We start from the raw sequence: 24,610 nt of genomic DNA on the forward strand, positions 1-24,610 counted from the left end.
AAACATAACAATATTTAAATTGTTATGTTTGATTTTTTTGTTAGATAAACATATTTTGTAGGAGATATTTTTTTAAAAATTTTAGTTCTTCCAATTTATCTTGTTGTAGATTAATTAGATTATTTAAACGAAAGCATAATTTACCAATCATTTTTTGTTCATTCAAAGATTTAGAAATAAATATTTTAAAACTAGCGTATTCCTTGGCATTTATTCCAGGTTGCCCAGATCTTTGAGAAGTGATTTTAACAAACTGTTGATATTTATCTGTTAAAGTATTTTGAAATACAAAGTTTTTATCAAATTTATTATTAATTTCCATTCTTATTAGGAAACCAGCAAAAAATACTTTGCCATCATTATTATCATATAGATATGATTTTCCGACGCTTGCGCCAGTGCGTGCAAATAATAGATCATTTTCTTTTAATTGATAATCTTTTATGTCTTCTAAATTTGCATTTGGAGATGTTAAATTTTTTTCAATTAATTTGTGGTTACTATCATCAATATCAGTAATTCTAATATACTTATTTTTGCCATCATACTCTTTAGAGCTAACATTTAGGCCATAACTAAAATTAGTACCAATTTTTGAAAACGGTAGTTGTTCCCAATCATCATGAAAATTAGTAAATCTTACCTCAGGTACTTTTTCCCCGTTTTTAGGGAACAATTTCTGCAATAATCCCTTTTTAAGTTTCTTATATAGGTCTAACTGCCGTTGTTGTAGAGTAATTAAATCTGATGTCTTTTTAATCAATTCATTGACTTTATCTTGTTCCCTTTTTTTAGGTAGACTTACTGACATATTCAAAAATGTTTCTTCATTTATTCTTTTGGCTTTACGTGATCCATTAGCGATGATTCCTTTTTTTAGATAAAAAGATTTTTGAACAAAGATATCTAATAAAAAGTTGCTGTTAAACTCTCCATGCACATCAAATGCTGGTGCATCTATAGTCGATTCGTATCCATTTAATTCTGCGGGAATTATTCCAAATGCACCATGCAAAAAATCTAATTTACCATAAATTATTTGCCCAGAGTGTCTTTTATAATATTTAGTAGAACTACTTCCTTTATAAATTTCCGGCTTTTTTACTACACCCTTACCCCAAAGTTTCACGCTTAATTTATTACTTTTCAATCCATTTGTTCCTGGACTTAAACTTTCAGATAATATTTTATCCAATTTACGCTGTTCCCAATCGGCAGTAAACCCTTTAAATCGAACCTCAGGCACCATTTTCTTATCCATGATTATTCACCTCGTCACTCAACATGGAGATAAAATCATCAAGATCATTCTGAGTCTTTTCATCAGAAGAAGTGAGTTCTTTCATCATTGAAAGCAACTCATTTTTATTTTCCATAATTTTTTTGTTATTTTCTCGAATTTCTTTAGTAACTTCACCCAAGTCAATTTCAGGTTCAGGCTCAAAAGTATCAACATATCGTGGAATGTTTAAATTGAATTCATTTTCTTCAATTTCACTCATTGGAGCAATGTGAGCATATTTATCAACATCTTTACGTTCTTTGTAAGTGTTAATAATCTTATTAATATCATCATCACGAAGAATATTTTGATTTTTACCCTTTTCAAAATTATTACTTGCATCAATAAACATGACATCTTTATTAGTCTTATTCTTTTTCAAGACCATCACTAATGTTGGAATCCCAGTTGAATAGAACAATCCAGCAGGTAATCCAATCACAGCATCAATTTGATTCTTATTCAGCAATGCTTTACGAATCTTTTCTTCTTTAGCACCACGGAATAAAACACCATGTGGCAAAACTATTGCCATAGTACCCTCATTACTTAAATGATATAAGCCATGAAGTAAGAAGGCGTAATCTGCTTTAGTCTTTGGTGCTAAACCGCCATATTCTTTAAAACGTGGATCTTTCATTTTATTATCTTCATTATTCCAGTGAGCTGAATATGGTGGATTTGCCACAACCATATCAAAACTACGTGGATGATCAACACCACTAGAATCAATACCATCAGGCCAATCGCTCTCTAAAGTATCAGCATTACGTAAATCCATATTCATATATGAAACATCATGCATCATCAAATTCATACGGGCTAAGTTATAAGTAGTCGTATTCAGTTCTTGTCCATAATAGAACAAACTACGATTTTTAATCTGTTCTTGAACAGTTAGTAGCAATGAACCAGAACCACAAGCAAAATCATAAACACTTGGTTTATCTTCTTTTGGATTTAAATCAATAGTCACTAATTTGGCTAAAACTTCTGAAACTTGGTGAGGTGTGTAGAACTCTCCAGCCTTTTTACCTGAATTACCAGCAAATTGGGCAATTAAAAATTCATAAATATCACCTAAAATGTCATGCCCGTCATCATCTTTATATTGAACTTCATCAACCAGATTAACAATTTCAACTAAAGCCTTTGCTCTAGCAGCAGTTGTTTGTCCTAATCGTGAATTACCCAAGTTCATATCCGCAAATACGCCATGAAAATCTTGTTTAGCATTTTTATTCAAATCAACGTTGTGATTAAAGCTATCCAACATATCTTGAAAATCAGATGGTGCAATTGAATTATCATTTACCTTATCTACAATCGTTTGCCATGTATATTGGGGAGCAATAGCGTAACCTAATGAATCAGCCAGTTCTTCTAGATAGTCATTTAAATCATCACCACTAGCTTGCTCAATATAAGCATCATTAACACTTTGTCCTTCTTCAACATCAATTAAATCATTTTGTACCATTCGTTGTTCTTGATGTTCTGACAAATATCGATAAAACATAAATCCTAAAATATAATTACGATATTCACTGGCATCCATATTACTTCGCAAGCGGTTTGCCATTTCCCAAATTTGACCAGTTATTTCTTGTGCTTTACTCATAATTTCTCCTAATATTTATCAACCATTTGATCTGCAAACTTCTTAAAGCTTCTTCTCAAATGAGTACGGTATTTAATTTTTGATAATTTCTTAACTTCTTCAGATTCAGCATCCATTCGATAAACAACACAGGCCTCTTTAACTATTTCATCTAAAGCCCCATCAATATTTAAATCATCGGCATCTTTTACATGATCTGAAACCAATTTATTAACGTCTTGAGATGCCTCAATATCAGTCAATCCCCAACTCTTTTTATAGTCAAAGATATCATTACGCAAACGCATGTCATTATGACCTGAAACTAACTTTTTGATTTCATTCTGTTTTACAGGGTATGTGTCAGAATACTTAACATTGCCATTTAAAACGTCATCGGTAAATTGATTAATCTGTTCAGCATACTTACGGTTGTCAACCTTATCAGAAATTGATTTAATTTCTTTAGCTGTTTTATTAGCAGTTTCCAAGTCATCGTCATGGTACTGATTCATCAAATCAGCAATCAATTCTTCCAAGTAATCATAATTAACTCGAATAGCCTTAACGTGTTCCATCTGAAGATCAATTTGTGATACATCAACATGATGAATCCTAGCAACTTCCTTTTTCAGCTTATTGCTTAAAGTTGTCGTTAATACCTCTTCAGTGTCTACATCCATTCCTAATTCACGCAAAAGAGTATCAGGATTTTTGTCATCATATTTATCGTCTTGTTTAGCCATAGCCATCAAATGATTATATTTACGCAGGGCTGAATACATCTCTTCAATACGGTTGTCATCTTGAGGGATTCCTGTAAAACCATCAGAAAAATTATTCAATTGTTTAGTAACTTTTTTTAATTCTGATTTAACTTTTTCATAAGGTTTGGCAATCACATCTACCTCACCGGGCAATTCCAATTGAATATTAGCTGAATCTCGATTTGCATATATTGCTAGAGCTTCTTTCATTAACTTCTCGGTTTGATGTGGCCAACGATAATTAACGATTCGACCAAATGGTTTTGTCTGCATATCATAAACACGATTAGTTCTTGAATAAGCTTGAATCAATGCAGAACCATGCAAAGTACGATCAACGTATAACGTATTCATTTGTGGAGCATTGAAACCAGTTAGTAATTGATCAACAACAATTACAATATCAAAATACTTACCGTCATCAATTGTTCTATTTAGTCTAGAAACCACTTGAGCGGTGTAATCTTTAACATCTTGATCTCCAAAACTTGTATCGAATTCTTTGTTGTAATCAGCCATTGCCTCCCGCAAATCTTTATTATTATCTAACTGATTATCACTATTCGACGTAGTCTGGCTAAAAGTAATTCCTACTTTCAAACCTGAGTCACGTTTTTTGAATTCTCGATAATACATCATGGCCATTGGTGTTGAAGCCTTACCACCACCAACATGGGTCGTTAATATAGCATTATACTTACCTTGTCTTGATCGTTTGCTCCAATTCTTGATAATATCATCAACTACTAGCTTAATATGCTTAGGATTATTATCATAAACTGATGGTTCAACAGTATCATCCATATCTGCATCAGTCATATTGTCGATACGCATTTCAATATCTTCATCTGACATTCCCGGATAACGTCCCTTAAAATATTCAGGTAAGTATTGTTCACGTAAAACTGAATCTGACAAAGTCGTTTCAAAATCAACTTTAAATCCTAAAACATTTCCGTCAGCAATAGCATCCCTAATCGTATAAGCATGAATTAAATCACCAAAAACTTCCTGAGTTGTTGGATGTTCATCAAAAACTGGTGTCCCTGTATAACCAACCCAAGCTGATCTCGGGAATCCATCTTTAATTCGTTTCAGCATATCTCCTGAAGTTGAACGATGAGCCTCGTCAACAATGAAAACAATATTTTTATCAATAGGTCTGAAATTACTACTTTGAACCATCGAATCCATTTTTTGAGTAGAAGTAACGATTATTCCATTACCCTTTTTGGATAGTTTCTTAGATAAAATCCAACGATTAGCTGTATCAGTTACAACTCCTCCGTTACTTTCATCAATATTTTCTGGATCATAAGCTTTATATTCATCAACAGTTTGATTAGTTAAGGCAATCCTATCAACTAAGAAAACAACCTTATCAACGTTTGGTAAACGTGAAGCTAACCAAGCAGCCTTGAACGAACTAATTGTTTTACCCGAACCAGTCGTATGCCAAACATAACCTATTCCTTGTTTACCAATACTAAAATCATGTTCACGTATTTTTCTAATAACACGTTGTGTAGCATAAACTTGATATGGTCTCATGGCTTTAATCATTTGATGTTTTGGGGTTCCATCCAAAATCATATAGTTAGTAGCCATTTGGTGTGCCATTGGAATTGACAACATATAATTGGAAAACTCTTTCCAATCAAAGACCGGCTTATTATCATCAGCCTTTTGCCAGCGAAAAGCAAAATCAGTATTAAATTTGTCTGTAGTAGTATTTGCCATATATCTACTATCATGCGGTGTGATGGCGACCAATATTTGTAAAGTTGAAAAGATATCTGTATATTGACGTTCATCAATATACTGATGCATCTGATTTAAGGCTTCTTTAGCATCATGCCCATCGGCTTTTTCTTCAATTTGTAAAATTGGCAGTCCATTGATTAATAGAGTTGTATCAAAGCGTCGATTTTTTCGACCAGGAATAACTGCTGGTCGTTCAATTTGATTAACTATCTGATAAATCGTATCCCCAGCACCAATATTATCTTGATCAAATATTCTAAGATATACGTGTTTACCATTGTCCAAATCCACTTCAACTTGAGAGATTCCATTCATACCATACAAAAATTGTCCGGCTTGATATGGAGTTTCTAATTGACCAATAATGACTTTTATTTGTTGAAACTCTGACCTAGTCAGTGGCGCATCCAAACGATCCTGATTATGTTGTTCAACGATCCTTTTGAAATTAGCCCACAAATCGTCAGTTGTTTTAATATTAGGAAGATAACTCCATTGCTTTGTTCCACCCAAATCAACCAAATGGCTGATTAAATCATCTTCAAAATCTAACTCATTAGTTTTTATCACAATTTGTTTCCCCCTAAACAAATGTAAAGATTTAGTTGCGATTGTAAATTTTTTACATATTTGACTTTATCTTATCAAAAATAAGTCCCTAAATTACGAAATAACTAATTAAAATTTAATTCATTTTTGAGATTTTTAGAATAATAACGTATTCACATAAATCCACAAATAATTGTATTCAAAAAAGGACTCGCCTTTTCAGGAGAGTCCTCGCTTATATCTAAAACAATTGCATAACAGCAATCACAATAATAGGAACCAACAAAGAAGGCAAGAGATTCAAAACTTTAATCTTCCGAATATTCAACAATCCCAATCCAGAAGCAAAAATCAGCACTCCTCCGACAATAGTTAATTCAGTAATCATATTAGTATTAATCGAATTCTGTAAAAGTAGCGCAATTACATAAATACTACCTTGCCAAGCAAATACAGCAATGGCAGCCAGAACCATTCCGATACCAAATGTTGATGCTAAAACAATTGAAGTAATACCATCTAACATTCCATTAGTAAATAGGAAAGTGGAATCGTGATTTAAGGCTTCCTGTATTGGTCCTAAAATTGACAATGAACCGATGCAATACAACAAAATGGCGGTTGCTAATCCTTCAGACAAATTTTTGCCACCATCAGTGCTCTTCTTGGAAAACTTTCCAACTAGATTATCAAAATTTTTTTCTAAGTCGACCCATTGTCCGATCAGTCCCCCAATTGCTAAACTGACAATAAACAAAACAGGATAGTGACTTTTTGACATATTTCCCACAACCGCATTGATTCCAATCATCATTGCGGCCAATCCTAAGGCTTGCGTCAAAATCTCATTATATTCAGCCTTGATTCCTTTTTTAAAATAACTTCCAGCAAAACTGCCACCAATAATCATTGCTACATTAAAGGTTGTTCCTATCATGTTTATCCCCCCAATAATATCATTTCGTTAATTTTAAATTATAAACTCTCTAGTCGGTGGAGGGTCAACTTATTTTAAATTTCTTTAACGGGAATTCTAATTTCTGTAACGTACTTAGACAGATCATTAGTTATTCCATAATCGATTAAAGCTGTTTCTACAGCATCCCCTATAACCTGATAACGATGTTTTTGACAATAATCCATCATTTTCTGATACTGAATAGCAGATGTCTCGTGTGTTCCATTAAACCTTAAACGTAAGTATTGTCCTGCTATTAATTCGCCGGTCGCTACCTTATCGTCTCCCGGTTCAAGTATCAACAATAAGCCGCTATAATTCTCAAATCGACTTTTCTCTAATTCTGACTTTGATAACATTAGAGCAATCTTACCTAAAAAGATACTTTTATCAACACCAAATTTTTGTCTCAAAGTAGTGATTGGTAACTCAATATCCTCTTTGGCATGATAATTTTCACTTAAAAATATGACTGGAATTGATGGCAAATTGACTAACTCAATCACGTTTAAATTACTCTGTATCGCATCATTTACTTGAGTAATCCGATCATCAATTCGTTGTTCTATCCTTTGTAACATCATTATTTGTCGATGTATTTGTGACTTTTGGTCTCGTAGCATTTTCTCCAACAATGAGGTATCACGGGCCTCAAAGAATTTTCTGATTGACTCGATTGATAGTCCCAATGCTCGCAGATAAGTAATTACATTCAATCTTTCAAATTGTTCAGTCGAATAATAGCGATAATGTGTCTTACGATTTATTTTAGCCGGTTTCAATAACCCCACCTCGTCATAATAGCGAAGTGTGGTTATTTTTATTCTAAAAATTTTTGATAATTGTCCAATGGTGAATAAAGGATTCAATTAATACACCCTCTTTAAAATATTGTGAATTTTAATTCAATCTCCAACAAAATAATAATTGATAATTGAATCAAATTATTTTTTATTAAAATATATAATGATATTGATAGAAAATACGATTAATTATTATTGTATCTTTAGGGGAGGATATAAATGATTAATAAATATATTCGAGGGTCTCTAGTGGCCTTGTTCGCAGTATTTATTTTTATTATTACTTTTAACAACACAATTTTAAATGTTAAAGCTACTTCTGAAAGTGATGTAATAACTAACACCAACAAAATTGATGATGGTATTAGTACGTGGCATCAGATATCAGGAACTAATCCCAGTAACAGCGGTTACGTTGGTTCTATTCGGATTAGTGATGGTGTTTATTTGAAATATACCTTTGGATCGGCTCGTGACAAATATGGTAATGTGACAAATGGCGGTGATAATACTGTAGCCACTGACGTTACCAAATTGAATAGTGGTGTTTCCGGTGCGGGATATAATTACTATTCTAAAATCAACGTCTTTATTGATAATCATGGTAAATACAATAGTATTGTTCATCAAGGACAAGATTCTTACATCAACGGTAGTCCTCAGAGAACCTCTGATTCATCGTTCGATTATGCTCTTGTTTCTGGCTCGTCAGGTAAATATTATGCTGATCACTCTGTAATGGGAAAAATGAGTCCAAAAGTCTTTATGTATGGTCACGATAATAGCAATCGTCTGGTCTTAAAAATTGCTGGATACCTAGTCAGTGGACCTGGCGCCCGTACTTATGCTGAAGTTGTTTTACGCCCTTCATCAACTGGAGCACCTATTGTCCAACGTGAACTTTACGTCTATAATCCTTCTGGATCGGCACAATTCCAACCATATTTTGGCGAAGATACTGCAATGAACGACGATAGTACCATATATGACGCTACTACTAATACTAGCGTTGATGCCGTTGGTGATGATGTTCCACTTTATGCTATCGGCGGCGGTCAAGGACTTTACATTAATAGTGCTAAGAATACTAACAACAGTAAATCTAAATTATTCGTTACAAACAATGTCCCCGGTGGATTCAAAAATTACATGGGTATCGCTTTTTCCAGCCAATATTCGCAAGACATTAAAGGTAAACCTGTCAACAGTAACGCTGGTAACGTATTAACACCTAACCTTAAACCTGGTGGCAGTGATCCTGGTGATACCGACAAAAAAGCCGGAGAACCACTTCTATTTGCCGAAACGCAAAATAGTGGTTTGCAAGCTATTGTTGATGCTAATGGTCGTCAAAATTCGGCATATGTATTGAGATGGGATAGTGTCACATTGCCCGCTGGCAGTACAGGTCACTACGCTTCAACAATAGGTGCAACTGTTTCCCCTTACGCCGTACCTATCGTAACTAAGACTTATACAAATAGTAATCAGAATTCTGATGGAACAAATAATGTTGGCGACACACTTCATTTCAAACTAAAAGTTGTTAATAATGGTTTGAATTCCCACTGGAATTACAGCAAACTAATTGATATTTTGCCTAAGGGATTACAACTAGATCAAAATTCCGTTAAATATGTTTCTACCAAATCAGTCTCGTACGGTTCTGGTTCCAATCAATATGACAAAGATGTTGCTGATGGAGAAGGCAGTGTTCCTGCTTCTTCAACGACAAATAATACAATCAACTTTACGCCAAATAAGGTTCTAGAAGATAAAGCTACTTACACTGTTACCTTTGATGCTACGGTTACATTTGCTGCTGGGGAAAGTTCTAGTTTGACTAACTCAGCCTCTTTCTATGGTAATAATCAAAATGCCAGTGGAGTCGCACTTGATACTACTGCTACTTATAATGACAGTGTAAAAATACCTATAGCAAGTCCTCATCTCGACATCTCATTCGACAAGACATTACGTAACGACACTACTAATCCAACTGGTAGTTTTTCAAGTTCAGTTGATGGTAAAAAAGGTGACACTATTGAATATAAAGCGACAATCAAACCTACCGGAACTGATACGGTAAAAAGTGCCATCTTCAATGATAAACTTCCTGAGGGAATTGAACTAAAGTCTGGCAGTGTCACGGTAAATGGTGTTGCACAAAGTGGAGACGTTGATGGTATTAATCTAGGTGCTATTGCAAATAACGGTACAGTAACAATTGGGTTTAAAGCTACAGTTACAGCTGTCACTAAACAAACCGCGACTAACATTGCTGTTTTGAATAGTATTAAAACAGCTAATGGTAAAACATATAACAATTTTCAATCTACCAGTGCTATTCTAAATATTGCGGAAACAGCACCGACAATGAGTTTCGAACAAGTACCAACTTCCATCGATTTTGGTACTATCAACAGCTCTGGCTCTGAAAAAATATTGCCTAATGTCAAAACTGACGGTCATTTAATAGTTGATCACACTAGTGATACGCCTTTCCAAATTACCGTAGGCTACGATAATGATGGTAACGATTCTATTAAAAATACTAGTGATAATTCAAAACTGATTCAAAATGATGACAATGCTATTTACTTTAACCAAAACAATAATTCTAATAAAGAAAATTGGTTGCCCCTTTCAGTTAATGGTATTCCTATCAAGAATGAAGGTTTTTCTGGATCACATACAAATTATGATCTAACCAACTATATTGGTTTAAAACAGTGGCGCTTGCGTGTTCCTGGCACCGCTACTGCGGGTAAATATTCAGGTAAGATTACTTGGTCAATGCAAGACGTACTACAATAACGTAATTATTTACTTTATAAAAGGTATCCAGCAACTTATCAAAAAGTTGCTGGATATTTATTTTCCATAAGATAATCTTTAATGCGATATTCCACATTTTTATGTAATTCGTCTATTATGAGACAAAAATCATAATCATTCTGTTATAAATCTATTATTACTTATGTATAATGTCTATGTATCAAAAATTGAAAAATATATTTTCATTTTATTATATAAGGCCATCTAAGCATATTTCCTAAAGGGGGTTAATAAAAAAATTGTTAACAAAGTATGTTTTACAGGAGATGCCTTTACTCACTAGTCTCTTCTTTATCTTTGGTGTTTTTATTATTTACGAAATATTATTTGATGGAGTCAGATCCGTTTTATCTTTAAAAGAAATCAATATTGAATCCAGTATTCTCAAAGCTCAACTAGGAATCATGTATTTATTCATTCTCCTATTCGGATTACAAGCTCTTGTTGTCAATCACCAAGCTACTTGGATCTTCATTAATTTTCAAATTATCGCTTTGATTTTCTGTGCTGTTTTTCTAGATGCACCAGTTAATTATCCTATTTTCATTCCCATTGTCTTAGCATTCATGATCTTCAATTCAGCAATTTTTTATTGGGAGTCATGGTGTTTTGCCTTAACGTTATTTCTTTTTTATTACTCGTTGAAATATATCAAGAAAAAGCGAACTAATCCTTTTCCATTTATTTACTATATGCTAGATGGACTATTCTTCGGTACAATTCTTTGGAGTTTGGCTAGAATCAAATTTTCACTTAACGGCGCTACTATTTTTCAACAAGTATCTTACTTAATTATTTTTGAAATCTTTGTCTACTGTTACATCGGCTTCTTCGTTCGTGATGTCCGCGTTAAACATACACTTTACGAATTTGCTCATTTAGATGCTCTAACCCATGTTAAAAATTTTGCTGCATTCGACAATGACATTCACGCTCTCTTCAATCAACATCAAAGTAACGATATTAACGTTGCCATGATCATGTTCGATATTGATCACTTCAAGAGTATCAATGATCACTACGGGCATTTGGTTGGTGATAAAGTTTTACAACAAGTCGCTGACATCACACAAACAGTTATCAATGCTAACGATAGAAATATCAGATTTTATCGTACCGGTGGTGAGGAATTCAATATTATCTTACCTAATTATAAATTATCGGAAATAGATTCCATTACTCAAGAAATCTTCACCGCCATCAATAATTCTCAATTCAATTTCAATAATCAAACCGTTGACGTTTCAGTCTCCGTAGGCAGTTCTGAAATAAGAAAAAATGATCTCAACTCAGACGAATTTTATAGTCGAGTCGACGATGCACTTTACCAATCAAAAAGAAACGGACGTATGCGAATTACCAAGAGTTAAACAATCTATTTTTGTATTATTTATCAATCATAAAAAGAGGTGTTCATATTAACCGATTAATTTTGGTTAACATGAATACCTCTTTAATTTCAAAATTAAAGCCCTAAATAGTTAAAACAATATTTAGTCTGGAGTAAGAATTTCAAGCACACATACACTTATACTACTTACTCTATGATTGCTTAACCATTTCAGCACCAATGCCAGCCTTATCACAAATAATAGCAATAACATACTCGATTGTTTCCGTATCATCCCAATCGGCTGACAAATCCAAATTGACTTCTCGCCCATCTTTTAACTTTATTTCCAAATAATATGGTGTTGGCAAATTAAACATAATCTTCTTAGGTGCATAGAATGAACCACCTAAAATATTGGCAGGTGCATTCATTTCCCGACCCACGATTACTCTCAAGGACTTAACATCATCAAATTTAAAACTCATCTTATCTTCGCTAAAAGGCATCAATACTGATTGAAATTTGACACCAAAATTTTGATAATCATAGCATCTAATGCCGTCGTCGGTAACTTCCCAATAACCATAAAAATCTGATAAGGTTTTAGCAAAAATAAGCGCACTTATAACAAGAAAAGTTACTCCTAAAATTACTGCTAATAATATCTGATGCGTAAATACCGTTATCACTAAACCAACTAATATTCCAATTACCAAACTCACAGTCATTGGCACATAGTTAATCTTGCGACCAAATTCAATACTATCCATTCTAATTCTCTCTTCTTCTTTATACTCTAGTAAACAATTCTATACTTTTCACATTCACAAAGACAATAAAAAATAAGACCACACGTTGTATGCAGTCTTACCGGTATAATTTAATTAATTATTTCCAATCATAGTCTGTTGGATCATTTAGTCCCCTCCCAGTGGCCTTGTCCAACATAATTCTTTGTTCAAAGCGAGCCACATTACGTTTCGTTTCCTTAACCATATCTGGGTTAACTGAAACATAATCGATACCGCATTTAATCAAGAAATTAGTGAAATCTGGGTACTCTGATGGTGCTTGACCACAAATACCGACAGTCTTGCCATCCTTATGAGCTACTTTAATCAAGTGATTGATCGCACGTTTAACAGCTAGGTTACGTTCATCGAACAAACTAGCAACTGTATCATTATTACGATCACAGCCAAGAATCAACATTGCTAAATCGTTTGATCCGATTGAGTAACCATCAACGTATTTATTAAATTGATCGGCCAAAATAATATTCGTTGGAATTTCAGCCATCATATATACATGGAAGTCGACACTACGTACAAGTCCTTCACCACGCATAATATCGGTAACCTTTTGAGCTTCGTCAACAGTTCTAACGAATGGAATCATAACATTCAAGTTCTTCAAACCAAATTCATTACGTACTTTCTTAACGGCAGCTAATTCAAGTTTGAAGGCTTCAATATATTTAGGATCATAGTAACGTGAAGCACCACGCCAACCTAACAAATCAGCTGGTTCATGTGGTTCATACTTGTCGCCACCCTTTAAATTACGATACTCACTGGACTTGAAATCTGAGAAACGTAATACCATTGGACGAGGAGCCATAGCACGCGCGACTTTAGCAATTCCATCAGCTAACATGTCGACAACTTTTTCTGGATGTCCTTGTTCAATCAAATATAGTGGATGTTCATGAATAAAAGTTGTCCACAAGAACTCTTCACGCATCAAACCAATTCCGTCAGCTGGCAATGTTGAATATTTATCAGCCAAATCAGGATCACCAAGATTCATCATTACCCCAGTTGCTGTAGGAGCAAATGTCTCAGCTGCAACTACTTGACCTCCAGCTTGAGCTGGTTCTGGTTTCTTAAGCAAACTCTCAACTTTGCCCATATAGACAATGCCGTTTGTGGCATCAACTGTAACAACGTCGCCTGTCTTCAAAGCATCAGTTGCGGCAATATTCATACTCTTAGTACCAACGATACATGGAATTTGCATTTCACGAGAAACAATAGCAGCGTGGCAAGTCATCCCACCATTATTGGTTACAATGGCAGCGGCCTTCTTCATAGCAGGAACCCAATCAGGTGATGTCATCAAGGTAACAAGGATTTCGCCCTCTTTAAATTGATCAATATCTTTTGGATCATCAATAACATGCACAACACCACTAGCTAAACCTGGACTGGCTGGCAATCCACGAACTGCAACTTTAGCATCTGCTTCTGCAACCACGTTATCATCTCCACCGTTAGCTTTATTCTTCTTACGTTGTGACCAAACGGTCTCTGGACGAGCTTGAACGATCCACAATTTATTAGTATTGCTATCGAGGGCATATTCCATATCCATGTAACTACCGTAGTGGCGTTCAATTTCCTTAGCATATCCAGCTAATTCGATCACTTGGCTGTCAGTGAGGACTGGTTGTCCTTGTAATTCCTCAGGTACTTCTTGTTCTTTAGTACCGCCAGTTGAATCTCTTATTAATTCAACTGGCTGTTTAATAATATTCTTTTCAACAATTTTCATTGATTGCTTATCTACAACAAAGTGATCAGGTGTTACTTTTCCTAAAACAATATATTCACCTAAACCATAAATAGCATCAATCACAATCTTAGACTCGTCACCATTTGCAACATTGACTGAGAACATGATTCCTGATGCTTTAGAGAAGACCATCATTTGAATAGCAGCTGACAGAGCAACTTTTTCATGTGGAAAATGTTGTTTGTGTCTATAGTACGTTGCACGATCAGTAAAGAGTGATGAATAACATTGCTGTACACGGTTAACAACATCATCCTCTCCTCTAATATTTAGGTAAGACTCTTGCTGACCAGCAAACGAAGCATTAGGCAAATCTTCAGCTGTAGCAGACGATCTAATAGCTACGAATGGATCGGTCTGTCCCATCTTGTCAGAAAGATCAGCATATGCTTTCTTAATATCATCAGCCAAATCAATTGGCATCGTTGCTCCAACGATCAAATTTCGAATCTCTTCACATGTTTTGTGAAGTTCATCAGAATTCTCGTAGTCACTTATACTTTCCAACAATGAATTAACCTTATCGTTCAATCCAGTTTGGTGCATGAAGTATTGATATGCGCGTGCGGTCGTTGCAAAACCATATGGTACCGGTACGTCCATTGAAGAAGTCATTTCTCCCAAAGAAGAAGACTTTCCACCAACTAAATTAACATCCTTACGGTGCAATTCATCAAACCATAAAACATTCGCAGTATCTCGACTACTCATGATAATATTGCCTCCTTATATTTCCGATTTGAATCGATTCTATGCATAATTGAAATTACTTTTTATAAGTAATTTCATTACGACCACATTATAGTTCATTCAATCACAAATAGTAAACCTGTTTAAACTATTTTTGGCTTAAAACATTAACTTAGTTCCATTGAATTTTTAAGCTTTTAATCGTTATATTCGTTGATATATACGGGATGTATAGTAAAATTAGCTAATTTTTGTTAATCAAAATAATCATATTTTATATAGTTCATATAAAGTTCAATTTATCACAATTAAGACATATGGGTACAAAAAAAGAAGCATATCAATTAAGATGTGCTTCTCAAATAATCTTCTTTATGAATCAAAAGATTACATCATGCCGCCCATTCCACCGGCTGCAGGATTTGCTGCAGGAGCAGCATTGTTATCCTTTGGTTCTGGCTTATCAGCAACAACAGCTTCTGTTGTTAACAATAGAGATGCAACACTAGCTGCATTTTGTAATGCTGAACGTGTTACCTTAGTTGGGTCAATAATTCCGGCGTCAACCATGTTTTCCCACTTGTTAGTTGCAGCATTGAAACCAACTTCATTTTCTTGGTTCTTAATGTGTTCAACGATAACTGAACCTTCGAAACCAGCATTTTCAGCAATTTGACGTAATGGTTCTTCAAGAGCACGTGCAACGATATTGATACCTGTTTGTACGTCTCCTTCTTCTTTAAGAGCAGTAACTTTACCAAGTACATTCATCAAAGCTGTACCACCACCAGCAACGTAGCCTTCTTCAACAGCAGCACGTGTGGCATTTAGAGCATCTTCGATTCTGTATTTACGTTCTTTTAGTTCTGTTTCAGTAGCAGCACCAACTTTAACAACAGCAACACCACCAGCTAATTTAGCTAGACGTTCTTGTAGCTTTTCCTTGTCAAAATCAGATGTTGATTCATTGATTTGCTTCTTGATTGTTTCAACACGTTCGTTGATAGCGTCCTTGTTACCTGAACCTTCAACGATTGTTGTGTTGTCCTTTGTAACTGTAACCTTACCAGCTTGACCTAATTGATCCATAGTTGTGTCTTTTAGTTCAAGACCAAGGTCAGAAGTAATAACTGTACCACCAGTTAATGTAGCAATATCTTCAAGTTGTGCCTTACGACGGTCACCAAAACCAGGAGCCTTAACAGCAACAACATTGAATGTACCACGGATCTTGTTCAAAACAAGTGTTGGTAGAGCTTCACCATCAATATCATCAGCAATGATCAATAGTGCCTTACCTTGTTGAACGATCTTTTGTAGTAATGGCAAGATGTCTTGGATATTTGAAATCTTCTTGTCAGTAATCAAGATGTAAGGATTATCGAGGTCAGCTTCCATCTTGTCATTGTCTGTAACCATATATTGTGAAATGTATCCACGATCAAATTGCATACCTTCAACAACATCAAGTGTTGTATCAATACCCTTTGATTCCTCAATTGTGATAACACCATCGTTACCAACTTTTTCCATGGCATCGGCAATTAACTTACCAGTTTCTTCACTAGCTGATGAAACTGAAGCTACTTGAGCAATATCATTCTTACCTGAAACCTTGTGTGAAATCTTGTGAAGTTCATCAACAGCAGCATTTGTAGCCTTTTCGATACCAGTTCTGATACCAACAGGGTTAGCACCGGCTGTAACGTTCTTCATACCTTCTTTAACAATTGCTTGTGTCAAAACAGTAGCTGTAGTAGTACCATCACCAGCAATGTCATTTGTCTTTGAAGCAACTTCAGAAACAAGCTTTGCACCCATGTTTTCAAAATGATCTTCTAGTTCAATACTCTTAGCAATAGTAACACCATCATTTGTGATCTCAGGTGAACCATAACTCTTTTCAAGAACAACGTTTCTACCCTTAGGTCCGATTGTTGTCTTAACTGTATCAGCTAGCTTATTAACACCGTCCATCATCTTTGAACGTGCATCTTCTGAAAATTTAATTTCTTTTGCCATTAATTTTCACACTCCATAATTAAATTCTTTTAGTTAAAATTTTTTAAGTTTAAAATTAATCAATAACCGCCATGATATCTTTTTCATGAAGGATTAAATATTCATTGTCTTCATACTTAACTGTTGAGCCCGAGTATTTATCAAAAAGAACTTTATCACCCTTTTTAACGTTCATAGGTAATTTCTTTCCATCTTCAGTAACTAAGCCTTCACCAACGGCAACAACATCGGCTGTTTGTGGCTTCTCCTTAGCGTTGTTTGCTAAAACAATGCCACCAACTGTCTTTTCTTCTTCTTTATCGACTGTTACAATGACTCTATCTCCAAGTGGTTTTAACAATTTAAATCCCTCCGATTATTATTTTTCTTAATGTTTGTTTTTATATCTTTAGCACTCGAACATCTCTTGTGCTAATCACAAGTTTTATATTAACATTATATTGAAAACATGCAAGTATTTACCTTTAAAAATGTAAGGAGTAATCATGAATTTTCCAAAAAATCAATTCTTCACCCTATTAACATATATCCTCTTGTTATTACTGGGTAGCGTTCTAAACATGTTGTCAATCACCGGTTCGATCTATTTCATCATACTCACTCTGGGAGCTTTAATTGCTACCGGTCTTATGATGTATCTAGTAAAACTAAATGGTCCAAATGATTTCGAAGAGAAAACCGATTTGAATCACAATTTACAATGGATCATTTTAGGAACTGTCGGTGCTATTGCTCTCCAATACGGAGTTGGCTTCATTGATCAATTAATTTTCCACACTAGTACCCATTCACAAAACACTATGCAATTACTATTGATGGTTAAAGCTTATCCATATTATTTCTTGTATGTATTGATCTGTGCACCTATCATGGAAGAAATTGTCTTTAGACGTATCTTTTTTGCCAATATGATCAAACCAACTAATATCTATATTGCTGCTATCATTTCAGCTTTACTGTTTGCTTTTATGCATCAGGATACAAGATTTATCGTTTATGTGGCTATGGGGCTTTGGTTCTCATTTGTTTATTACAAATCAAAGAACATTTATGCCAGTGCCGGCAGTCACATTCTGATGAATGCCATTGTTTTAACTTTAAGTATGCGTTAATCAAAATTATGAATATACTGAAAAAACAGCCTATCAATTGAGATAGACTGTTTCTTTGTGTTTAAATCGTTTTTTACTACGCGGATTATTATTCCCCACGCTTGTAGGATGCAACGTACTTTTCCCGTTTATCCTCATCAAATTCTTTTTCACTCTTAGCGATAATAATTGTTGCTAGAGAGTTACCGACGACGTTAACGGCGGTACGCCCCATATCTACGAGACGGTCGATACCAGCAATGAAGGTTAAACCTTGCATTGGCACACCGATGGTTGATACCGTGGCTAAGAGCACAACAAACGATGCTCCTGGTACTCCGGCCATCCCCTTAGATGTTAACATCAATACGACCACAAGGGTAATTTGTTGTCCTAGACTTAAATGAATATTATAAGCTTGTGCTAAAAATAGTGCGGCTAATGATTGATAGATAGCTGATCCATCCAAATTAAAAGTATATCCAGTTGGAATAACGAAACTGACGATACCTTTAGAAGCACCATACTTTTGCATCTTCTCAATCATTTTAGGAAGAGCTGCTTCCGAACTAGCTGTTGTAAAAGCTAAAGTTACTTCGTTTTCAATAATTCTGAATAATTCATAGAAACGAACATGGAACAAATGTCCAACTCCAGCCATAACGACAAAGACGAAAAATGCCATAGTTGCGTAAGCAATCAGAATGAACAATGCCAGTGGTTTCAAAGAGTTAAAGCCCATTTCACCAACAGTAACACCAATCAAAGCACAAACACCAATAGGTGCTAATCGCATAACCCAGTTCGTAACTTTAAACATAACATTGGCGACAGCATTCAAAGTATCAGTAATAATCTGTCCTTGTTTGCCAATAGAAGCCGTTCCCAATCCGAATAAGACTGAGAAGAAAATAATTGGTAACATATCACCTTTACCTAATGATTCAAAAATATTAGTTGGAATGATACTCATCAAGATTGACCAAATACCCGAATGTTTGGCTGTTTTGGCAGTAGCTGTGTATTGACTAATATCCGAACCTTTTAGACTATGTACGTCGATAAAGGTACCGGGATGTGTAACATTAGCGACAATAATACCAATAATAATCGCTAATGTTGTCATTATTTCAAAATAAATTAAAGTCTTTAATCCAATTCGACCTAACTTTTTAATATCACCCATATTGGCGATACCAACCGTTAAACAAGAGATAACAATCGGCAATACGATCATCTGAATCATTGAGATAAACATCGTACCAATGTTCTGCATGACTTGAATAGCAGCCTTATTCTGATAAAAGATTTGGCCAAGGATAATACCTAAAACCAAACCAATAATAATTTGCCAGCCTAAACTGACTCGAAAAAATCGTCGTTTTTGCACTTTAAAGTCCCCTTTGAAATCAACATAGTCTTAATTATAGAAGACTTTTTGTAAAAAATGAAATTGATAACGGTTTCAAATTAAAATATTTTTCATTTGATACATTTTAGCGAACAATATTGAGTGAACTGTCTAAAATAGTTCTGTTTTTGCCTGATTTAGCCAATAAAAAAAACAGAACATCCGGTTTTTTCAAATCGGTATTCTGCACTTTTTTTATGTCATCTTAATATTTATCTAATTTTCGCCAGATTCTGAAGCAATAATATCCAAATCACCAGAAAGTGTCCATGAAGCAACAGTTGCTGGAACAATCAAATGAATACCCTTGTTCAAATCATAGTCTTTTCCATCAACAGTAATCTTACCTTGACCATTAATTACAGAAATCAAAGTATACTTACCGATTTGATGATGTAATTCGACTGGTTCTTTAATTTCCCAATGATAAACTGAGAAGAATGGTGATACAGGTGGTTGAACAAATGTTGTAAACTTGTTCTTACCCTCTTCTTTTGATTCAATATTTAATTGTGGATCTTTATGAGGAACTGTAATTGTATCCTCTGATTGTTTGATGTGAAGATCACGTTTCTTACCTGTAGACTTCTCAACACGGTCATAATCATACAAACGATATGTTGTATCACTACTTTGTTGTGTCTCTAAGGCCATAATACCCTTGTTCAAGGCATGAACAGTACCACTTGGTACGTAGTAGAAGTCACCAGTCTTAACTGGAACTTTTCTTAATAGATGATCCCAATCACCTGATTCAATCATCTTATCAAGTTCAGCCTTGTTTTTAGCATTGTGACCATAAATCAAGTATGAACCTGGTTCAGCATCAATAATGTACCAACATTCTGTTTTACCTAATTCATGTTCATGTTCAGCTGCATATTCGTTGTCGGGATGAACTTGAACAGATAGGCTGGCTTCAGCATCCAAAATCTTTGTTAAAAGTGGGAAAACTTTTCCCTTAGGATTACCAAATAATTCACCGTGATTTTTCCAAAGATCATCAACATATTGACCAGCAAATTCACCATTTTCAACTTGTGATCTACCATGTGGATGACCTGAAATAGCCCAGCATTCACCAATAGTGCCATCTGGAATATTGTAACCAAATTTAGTTTCTAGCTTTCTTCCACCCCAAATTTTTTCGTGGAATACAGGCTTTAAGAACAATGGTTCACTCATAATACTTTCCCCCAAAAAATTATTCTTGTTCTTCCTTCATTGACTTATCACGATCTAAGAAGAAAATCAAGGTCTGCAATTCATTAGCTAAATCAACATAATGAACGCGGATACTACTTGGAACGTTGATAATTACCGGTGTAAAGTTTAGAATTCCTCTAACTCCGGCATCAGACAATAAATCAGCTGTTGTTTGAGCTGCATTTGAAGAAACAGTCAAGATACAGACATCAATCTGTTGCAAATGAAGCTGTTCCTTCAATTCAGATATATCATAAACAGGAACGCCACTCTTAACTGTACCGACAATTTCTTTATTAATATCAAAAGCTGCCGCAATTCGAACATTATTAGTCCGAGAAAAGTTATAATTTAGTAAGGCGTTACCTAAATTACCTACACCAACTAAAGCTACGTTGGTACGTTTGTCCTGATTTAAGAGCTTTTTAAAGAAAGCTACTAAATCGTTTACATCGTAGCCATAACCACGTTTTCCAAGTGCTCCTAGATATGAGAAGTCACGTCTTATTGTAGCACTATCTATCTTGACCCCTTCTGATAATTCTCCAGAAGAGATCTTTTTTGTACCTTCATCTTTTAAAAATTGAAAATACCGATAATAGATTGGTAAACGCTTTATTGTTGCGTTTGGAACTGTTGTTTTTGTCATAATTTACCACCATATGTGTGTCATTTCACTAACATTTATAGTAAATAAAAATCGACAAAAACGCAATACGTTAAACCTATAAAGACATAATTTATTAAATAATGCTAAAATTGTGAATACATAAAGGAGTTTGAAATTGATTTTATTACAAGCACAAAACATTACAAAAAATTTTGGTACTAAGAAGCTATTCTCTAATGTAAGCTTTGAAGTACAGGATAATAGCAGAATTGGTCTAGTCGGCCGAAACGGTGTCGGCAAATCAACTATGCTCAAAATTATTTCCGATCAGGAAAGTTATAATAGTGGAAATATTGCTCTAAAAAAGGATACAAATATCGGTTACCTTGCTCAGGATTCCGGTTTAAATAGTGAAAATAAAATTTTTGACGAGATGGAACATGTTTTTGACTATTTAAAAGAACAAGAAAAAAAGATGCATGCCTTAGAAGAAAAACTTGCTGATCCCAATGTTCAAGACTACGACAACATTTTAAAACAATACGATCAACTACAAAATACCTTCCGCCAAGAAAATGGTTACGGTTATCAATCGGAAATCCGTAGTGTCCTTAAAGGATTCGGATTCGATGAAGATGTTTGGCAGGCTCAAATATCAACTCTTTCTGGTGGTGAGCGTTCACGTTTAGCTATGGCTAAAATGTTATTGGAACATCATGATATTTTACTTTTGGATGAACCAACAAATCATTTGGACATCAATACAGTTGAATGGCTTGAAGGTTATCTTAAAAATTACCGTGGCGCACTAGTCATCGTATCCCATGACCAATACTTTTTGGATAAAGTCGTTACTGAAATTGTTGAGATCAATCATCATTCTTCGACACATTACTCTGGTAACTACACTTTCTACTTGCAAGAAAAGAAAAAGAATCAAGAAGTAGCTTGGAAACACTATGAAGAACAACAGGCTGAAATCAAAAAGACCGAAGAATACATTCAAAAGAATATTGTCCGCGCTTCTACCACTAAGATGGCCCAAAGTCGTCGTAAAAAGCTTGAACACATGGATGTCTTAGATCGTCCCGACAGTGACCAAGGTTCCGTTCACTTTAAATTTCAAATTGATAAAGAGAGCGGAAATGACGTACTACTTGTTAAAGATGCCGCCATTGGTTATGAGGATCAAATCATGTCCGAACCTATCAACTTAGATGTAAAAAAAGGTGAACGTGTTGGTATTATTGGACCTAATGGTATCGGTAAATCAACTTTTCTAAAATCTATCTTGGGACAAATTCCAATGATCAAAGGAACAACTCAATTTGGTGCCAATGTTGAAGTTGGTTACTACGATCAGAATCTAAAAAATCTTGATCCTAAAAAAGATGTTCTCCATGAAATTTGGGATATTTATCCTCGTTTAGATGAGCAAGTAATTCGTAATATGCTGGGAGCTTTTCTTTTCAGCGGTGATGATGTACTCAAACCGGTTGCCGGCCTATCTGGTGGTGAAAAGGCCCGTTTAACTTTGACAAAATTAGCTATGGAACACGATAACTTCTTAATCATGGATGAGCCCACTAACCATTTGGACATTGACAGTAAGGAAGTTCTTGAAGACGCTTTGAAAAACTTTGAAGGAACTGTCCTCTTTGTTTCCCATGACCGTTATCTTTTAAATACCTTAGCTGATCGTATCGTTGATATCGGCGAACATGGTAGCAAGATTTATCTTGGTGACTACGATTACTATTTGGAAAAGACAACCGATCATCCTACAGAAGAAGCGCAGGCAACTTCTAATGTCAGTGAAAAGAAAGTTCAGTATCAACAATCTAAGGAACAACAAAAGCAAGAACGTAAATTACGCCGTCAAGTTGAAGACTTAGAGAAACAGATTGCTGAACTAGAAGACAAAAATACTGCCATTCAAAAGGAAATGACTAAAGATGAAAATCTAACTTCTTATAGTAAATTAGCCGATCTCCAAAAAGAACTCGATGAAAACAAGCAGCAACAGGATAAAGTTGAAGAAGAATGGACTGAAAAATCCATTGAACTAGAAGACTTTTCTGATTAGAAAGTAGAAAACAGCCCCTATTAAGAATTCAAGCAGAGGATATTGCTTTGAATACTTAATGGGGGCTGTTCTTTCGATTTAAATTTTCTTTTTCATTGCCCAGTTTCTCCAAATTTGATAACTTAATTTATAAAGAATATTTCCAAGGGAGCATAACAATAAAACAAGAAAATTTCTTAATCAGATTCTTTAAGGGTGTTATTATCGCTTTAGGCTTCATTTTACCAGGAGTTTCCGGTGGTGTTTTAGCCGCTATCATGGGTATCTACGAACGAATGTTGAGTTTTATGGCCCACATTCGTCAGAATTTTAAACGCGACTTCCTCTACTTCTTACCTATCGGAATTGGTGGCATTGTCGGAATTGGTATTTTATCTAAACCACTTGATTATCTTTTGCAAAATTACCAAGTGATCGTCCTTTGGGGCTTTGCTGGAACAATTATCGGAACTTTACCGACCTTGTTCAAAGAGTCGACATCCCAAACACCTCGAGATAAATATGACCTCACTTGGTTCTTAGCCAGTTTTGTCGGTGGAGGAGTTTTCCTCTTCTTCATGAGTGAAATCTTCGGAACCATTCCCGCCAACTTCTTTGGATTCGTTATCGCAGGTATCTTAATTGCACTGGGAGTTTTGGTACCCGGATTAAGTCCTTCAAATTTATTGATTATTTTAGGACTCTATACGCCAATGCTAAAAGGTTTCAAAACTTTTGACCCATTAGTCTTTATTCCCATTGCAATCGGTGGTGTAATCTCATTACTGACATTCTCCAAGGCTATGGAAAAATTAATTCAACAACATCATTCGAAAGTTTATCATTTCATTTTGGGTATCGTCTTAGCCAGTACCGTTCTAATTCTGATTCCTAATCCATATACGACTGATGGTATTTCTTATATTGGGACTGCTGGCCCTGATATTATCTTAAGTTTGGTTTTCTTCGTTATCGGTTGCCTATTAGCACTTTGGATGAGCAATTTAGAAGAACGTTACAAGTAAATTTACGAAAAAAATACTGCCA

17 protein-coding genes are annotated in these 24,610 nt (G+C 34.9%); 5 read left to right on the forward strand and 12 right to left on the reverse strand.

The window, feature by feature from the left end; all coding sequences use genetic code 11:
* Positions 1–40 precede the first annotated feature (40 nt).
* From FC97_RS13570 to FC97_RS05605, 5 genes are all read right to left on the reverse strand, one after another.
* Positions 41–1,261, reverse strand: a complete 1,221-nt coding sequence (locus tag FC97_RS13570; RefSeq protein WP_199800806.1) for a restriction endonuclease subunit S — start codon at positions 1,259–1,261, stop codon at positions 41–43.
* Positions 1,254–2,903: a type I restriction-modification system subunit M gene (locus FC97_RS05590; RefSeq protein WP_054642543.1), complete on the reverse strand. Its 1,650-nt coding sequence runs from the start codon at positions 2,901–2,903 to the stop codon at positions 1,254–1,256. The genes FC97_RS13570 and FC97_RS05590 overlap by 8 nt, the downstream gene beginning before the upstream one ends.
* Before the next feature lie 8 nt (positions 2,904–2,911).
* Complete coding sequence (locus FC97_RS05595) at positions 2,912–5,986, reverse strand: type I restriction endonuclease subunit R (RefSeq protein WP_054642573.1); 3,075 nt, start codon at positions 5,984–5,986, stop codon at positions 2,912–2,914.
* Positions 5,987–6,203: 217 nt separating this feature from the next.
* A complete protein-coding gene (locus FC97_RS05600) occupies positions 6,204–6,899 on the reverse strand; it encodes a DUF554 domain-containing protein (RefSeq protein WP_054642542.1) in 696 nt (231 codons plus the stop codon).
* A gap of 74 nt (positions 6,900–6,973) precedes the next feature.
* Positions 6,974–7,789, reverse strand: coding sequence for a MerR family transcriptional regulator (locus FC97_RS05605; protein WP_054642541.1), 816 nt, complete (start codon positions 7,787–7,789; stop codon positions 6,974–6,976).
* 153 nt (positions 7,790–7,942) lie between these two features.
* Between FC97_RS05605 and FC97_RS05610 the strand changes: the two genes are divergently transcribed.
* Both FC97_RS05610 and FC97_RS05615 read left to right on the forward strand, forming a co-directional pair.
* A complete protein-coding gene (locus FC97_RS05610; protein ID WP_054642540.1) occupies positions 7,943–10,540 on the forward strand; it encodes an Ig-like domain-containing protein in 2,598 nt (865 codons plus the stop codon).
* 260 nt (positions 10,541–10,800) lie between these two features.
* Positions 10,801–11,931 carry a GGDEF domain-containing protein gene (locus FC97_RS05615; RefSeq protein ID WP_054642539.1) on the forward strand — a complete coding sequence of 377 codons (1,131 nt, stop codon included), beginning with the start codon at positions 10,801–10,803 and terminating at the stop codon, positions 11,929–11,931.
* Between the two features lie 172 nt (positions 11,932–12,103).
* Here FC97_RS05615 and FC97_RS05620 read toward each other — a convergent pair whose 3' ends face one another.
* The 4 genes from FC97_RS05620 to groES form a co-directional block, all read right to left on the reverse strand.
* Positions 12,104–12,664 (reverse strand): hypothetical protein, encoded by a 561-nt coding sequence (locus tag FC97_RS05620; protein ID WP_054642538.1) that lies wholly within the window; start codon positions 12,662–12,664, stop codon positions 12,104–12,106.
* Between the two features lie 118 nt (positions 12,665–12,782).
* A complete protein-coding gene (gene ppsA, locus FC97_RS05625) occupies positions 12,783–15,179 on the reverse strand; it encodes a phosphoenolpyruvate synthase (RefSeq protein WP_054642537.1) in 2,397 nt (798 codons plus the stop codon).
* 366 nt (positions 15,180–15,545) lie between these two features.
* Positions 15,546–17,180, reverse strand: a complete 1,635-nt coding sequence (groL, locus tag FC97_RS05630; RefSeq protein ID WP_054642536.1) for a chaperonin GroEL — start codon at positions 17,178–17,180, stop codon at positions 15,546–15,548.
* 55 nt (positions 17,181–17,235) lie between these two features.
* Positions 17,236–17,520 (reverse strand): co-chaperone GroES, encoded by a 285-nt coding sequence (groES, locus tag FC97_RS05635; RefSeq protein ID WP_025085097.1) that lies wholly within the window; start codon positions 17,518–17,520, stop codon positions 17,236–17,238.
* A 145-nt stretch (positions 17,521–17,665) separates the two neighbouring features.
* Here groES and FC97_RS05640 point away from each other — a divergent pair, with 145 nt between their 5' ends.
* Positions 17,666–18,292 carry a CPBP family intramembrane glutamic endopeptidase gene (locus FC97_RS05640; RefSeq protein WP_225868703.1) on the forward strand — a complete coding sequence of 209 codons (627 nt, stop codon included), beginning with the start codon at positions 17,666–17,668 and terminating at the stop codon, positions 18,290–18,292.
* Between the two features lie 88 nt (positions 18,293–18,380).
* Here the strand turns inward: FC97_RS05640 and FC97_RS05645 are convergent, their stop codons facing one another.
* The 3 genes from FC97_RS05645 to FC97_RS05655 form a co-directional block, all read right to left on the reverse strand.
* On the reverse strand, positions 18,381–19,661 hold the full coding sequence (locus FC97_RS05645; protein WP_056967917.1) for a cation:dicarboxylate symporter family transporter: 1,281 nt from the start codon (positions 19,659–19,661) through the stop codon (positions 18,381–18,383).
* A gap of 237 nt (positions 19,662–19,898) precedes the next feature.
* A complete protein-coding gene (gene manA / locus FC97_RS05650; protein ID WP_054642535.1) occupies positions 19,899–20,867 on the reverse strand; it encodes a mannose-6-phosphate isomerase, class I in 969 nt (322 codons plus the stop codon).
* A 19-nt stretch (positions 20,868–20,886) separates the two neighbouring features.
* The gene (locus FC97_RS05655; RefSeq protein ID WP_025085101.1) at positions 20,887–21,537 is read right to left on the reverse strand and encodes a redox-sensing transcriptional repressor Rex; all 651 of its coding nucleotides are present in this window, start codon (positions 21,535–21,537) and stop codon (positions 20,887–20,889) included.
* 136 nt (positions 21,538–21,673) lie between these two features.
* On the opposite strand from FC97_RS05655, the gene FC97_RS05660 reads away from it, so the two are divergent.
* Positions 21,674–23,584: an ABC-F family ATP-binding cassette domain-containing protein gene (locus tag FC97_RS05660; protein WP_054642534.1), complete on the forward strand. Its 1,911-nt coding sequence runs from the start codon at positions 21,674–21,676 to the stop codon at positions 23,582–23,584.
* Positions 23,585–23,736: 152 nt separating this feature from the next.
* Positions 23,737–24,588 (forward strand): DUF368 domain-containing protein, encoded by an 852-nt coding sequence (locus tag FC97_RS05665; protein ID WP_054642571.1) that lies wholly within the window; start codon positions 23,737–23,739, stop codon positions 24,586–24,588.
* Positions 24,589–24,610 lie beyond the last annotated feature (22 nt).

The sequence above is a fragment of the Companilactobacillus kimchii DSM 13961 = JCM 10707 genome (genome assembly GCF_001435445.1).
Lineage (GTDB): Bacteria > Bacillota > Bacilli > Lactobacillales > Lactobacillaceae > Companilactobacillus > Companilactobacillus kimchii.

Excerpts from the sequence above, each read along its gene's own strand:
- FC97_RS13570 (WP_199800806.1), bottom strand. The coding sequence starts at position 1,261 with ATGGATAAGAAAATGGTGCCTGAGGTTCGATTTAAAGGGTTTACTGCC.
- FC97_RS05590 (WP_054642543.1), bottom strand. The coding sequence starts at position 2,903 with ATGAGTAAAGCACAAGAAATAACTGGTCAAATTTGGGAAATGGCAAAC.
- FC97_RS05600 (WP_054642542.1), bottom strand. The coding sequence starts at position 6,899 with ATGATAGGAACAACCTTTAATGTAGCAATGATTATTGGTGGCAGTTTT.
- FC97_RS05610 (WP_054642540.1), top strand. The coding sequence starts at position 7,943 with ATGATTAATAAATATATTCGAGGGTCTCTAGTGGCCTTGTTCGCAGTA.
- FC97_RS05620 (WP_054642538.1), bottom strand. The coding sequence starts at position 12,664 with ATGGATAGTATTGAATTTGGTCGCAAGATTAACTATGTGCCAATGACT.
- ppsA (WP_054642537.1), bottom strand. The coding sequence starts at position 15,179 with ATGAGTAGTCGAGATACTGCGAATGTTTTATGGTTTGATGAATTGCAC.
- groL (WP_054642536.1), bottom strand. The coding sequence starts at position 17,180 with ATGGCAAAAGAAATTAAATTTTCAGAAGATGCACGTTCAAAGATGATG.
- FC97_RS05640 (WP_225868703.1), top strand. The coding sequence starts at position 17,666 with ATGAATTTTCCAAAAAATCAATTCTTCACCCTATTAACATATATCCTC.
- manA (WP_054642535.1), bottom strand. The coding sequence starts at position 20,867 with ATGAGTGAACCATTGTTCTTAAAGCCTGTATTCCACGAAAAAATTTGG.
- FC97_RS05655 (WP_025085101.1), bottom strand. The coding sequence starts at position 21,537 with ATGACAAAAACAACAGTTCCAAACGCAACAATAAAGCGTTTACCAATC.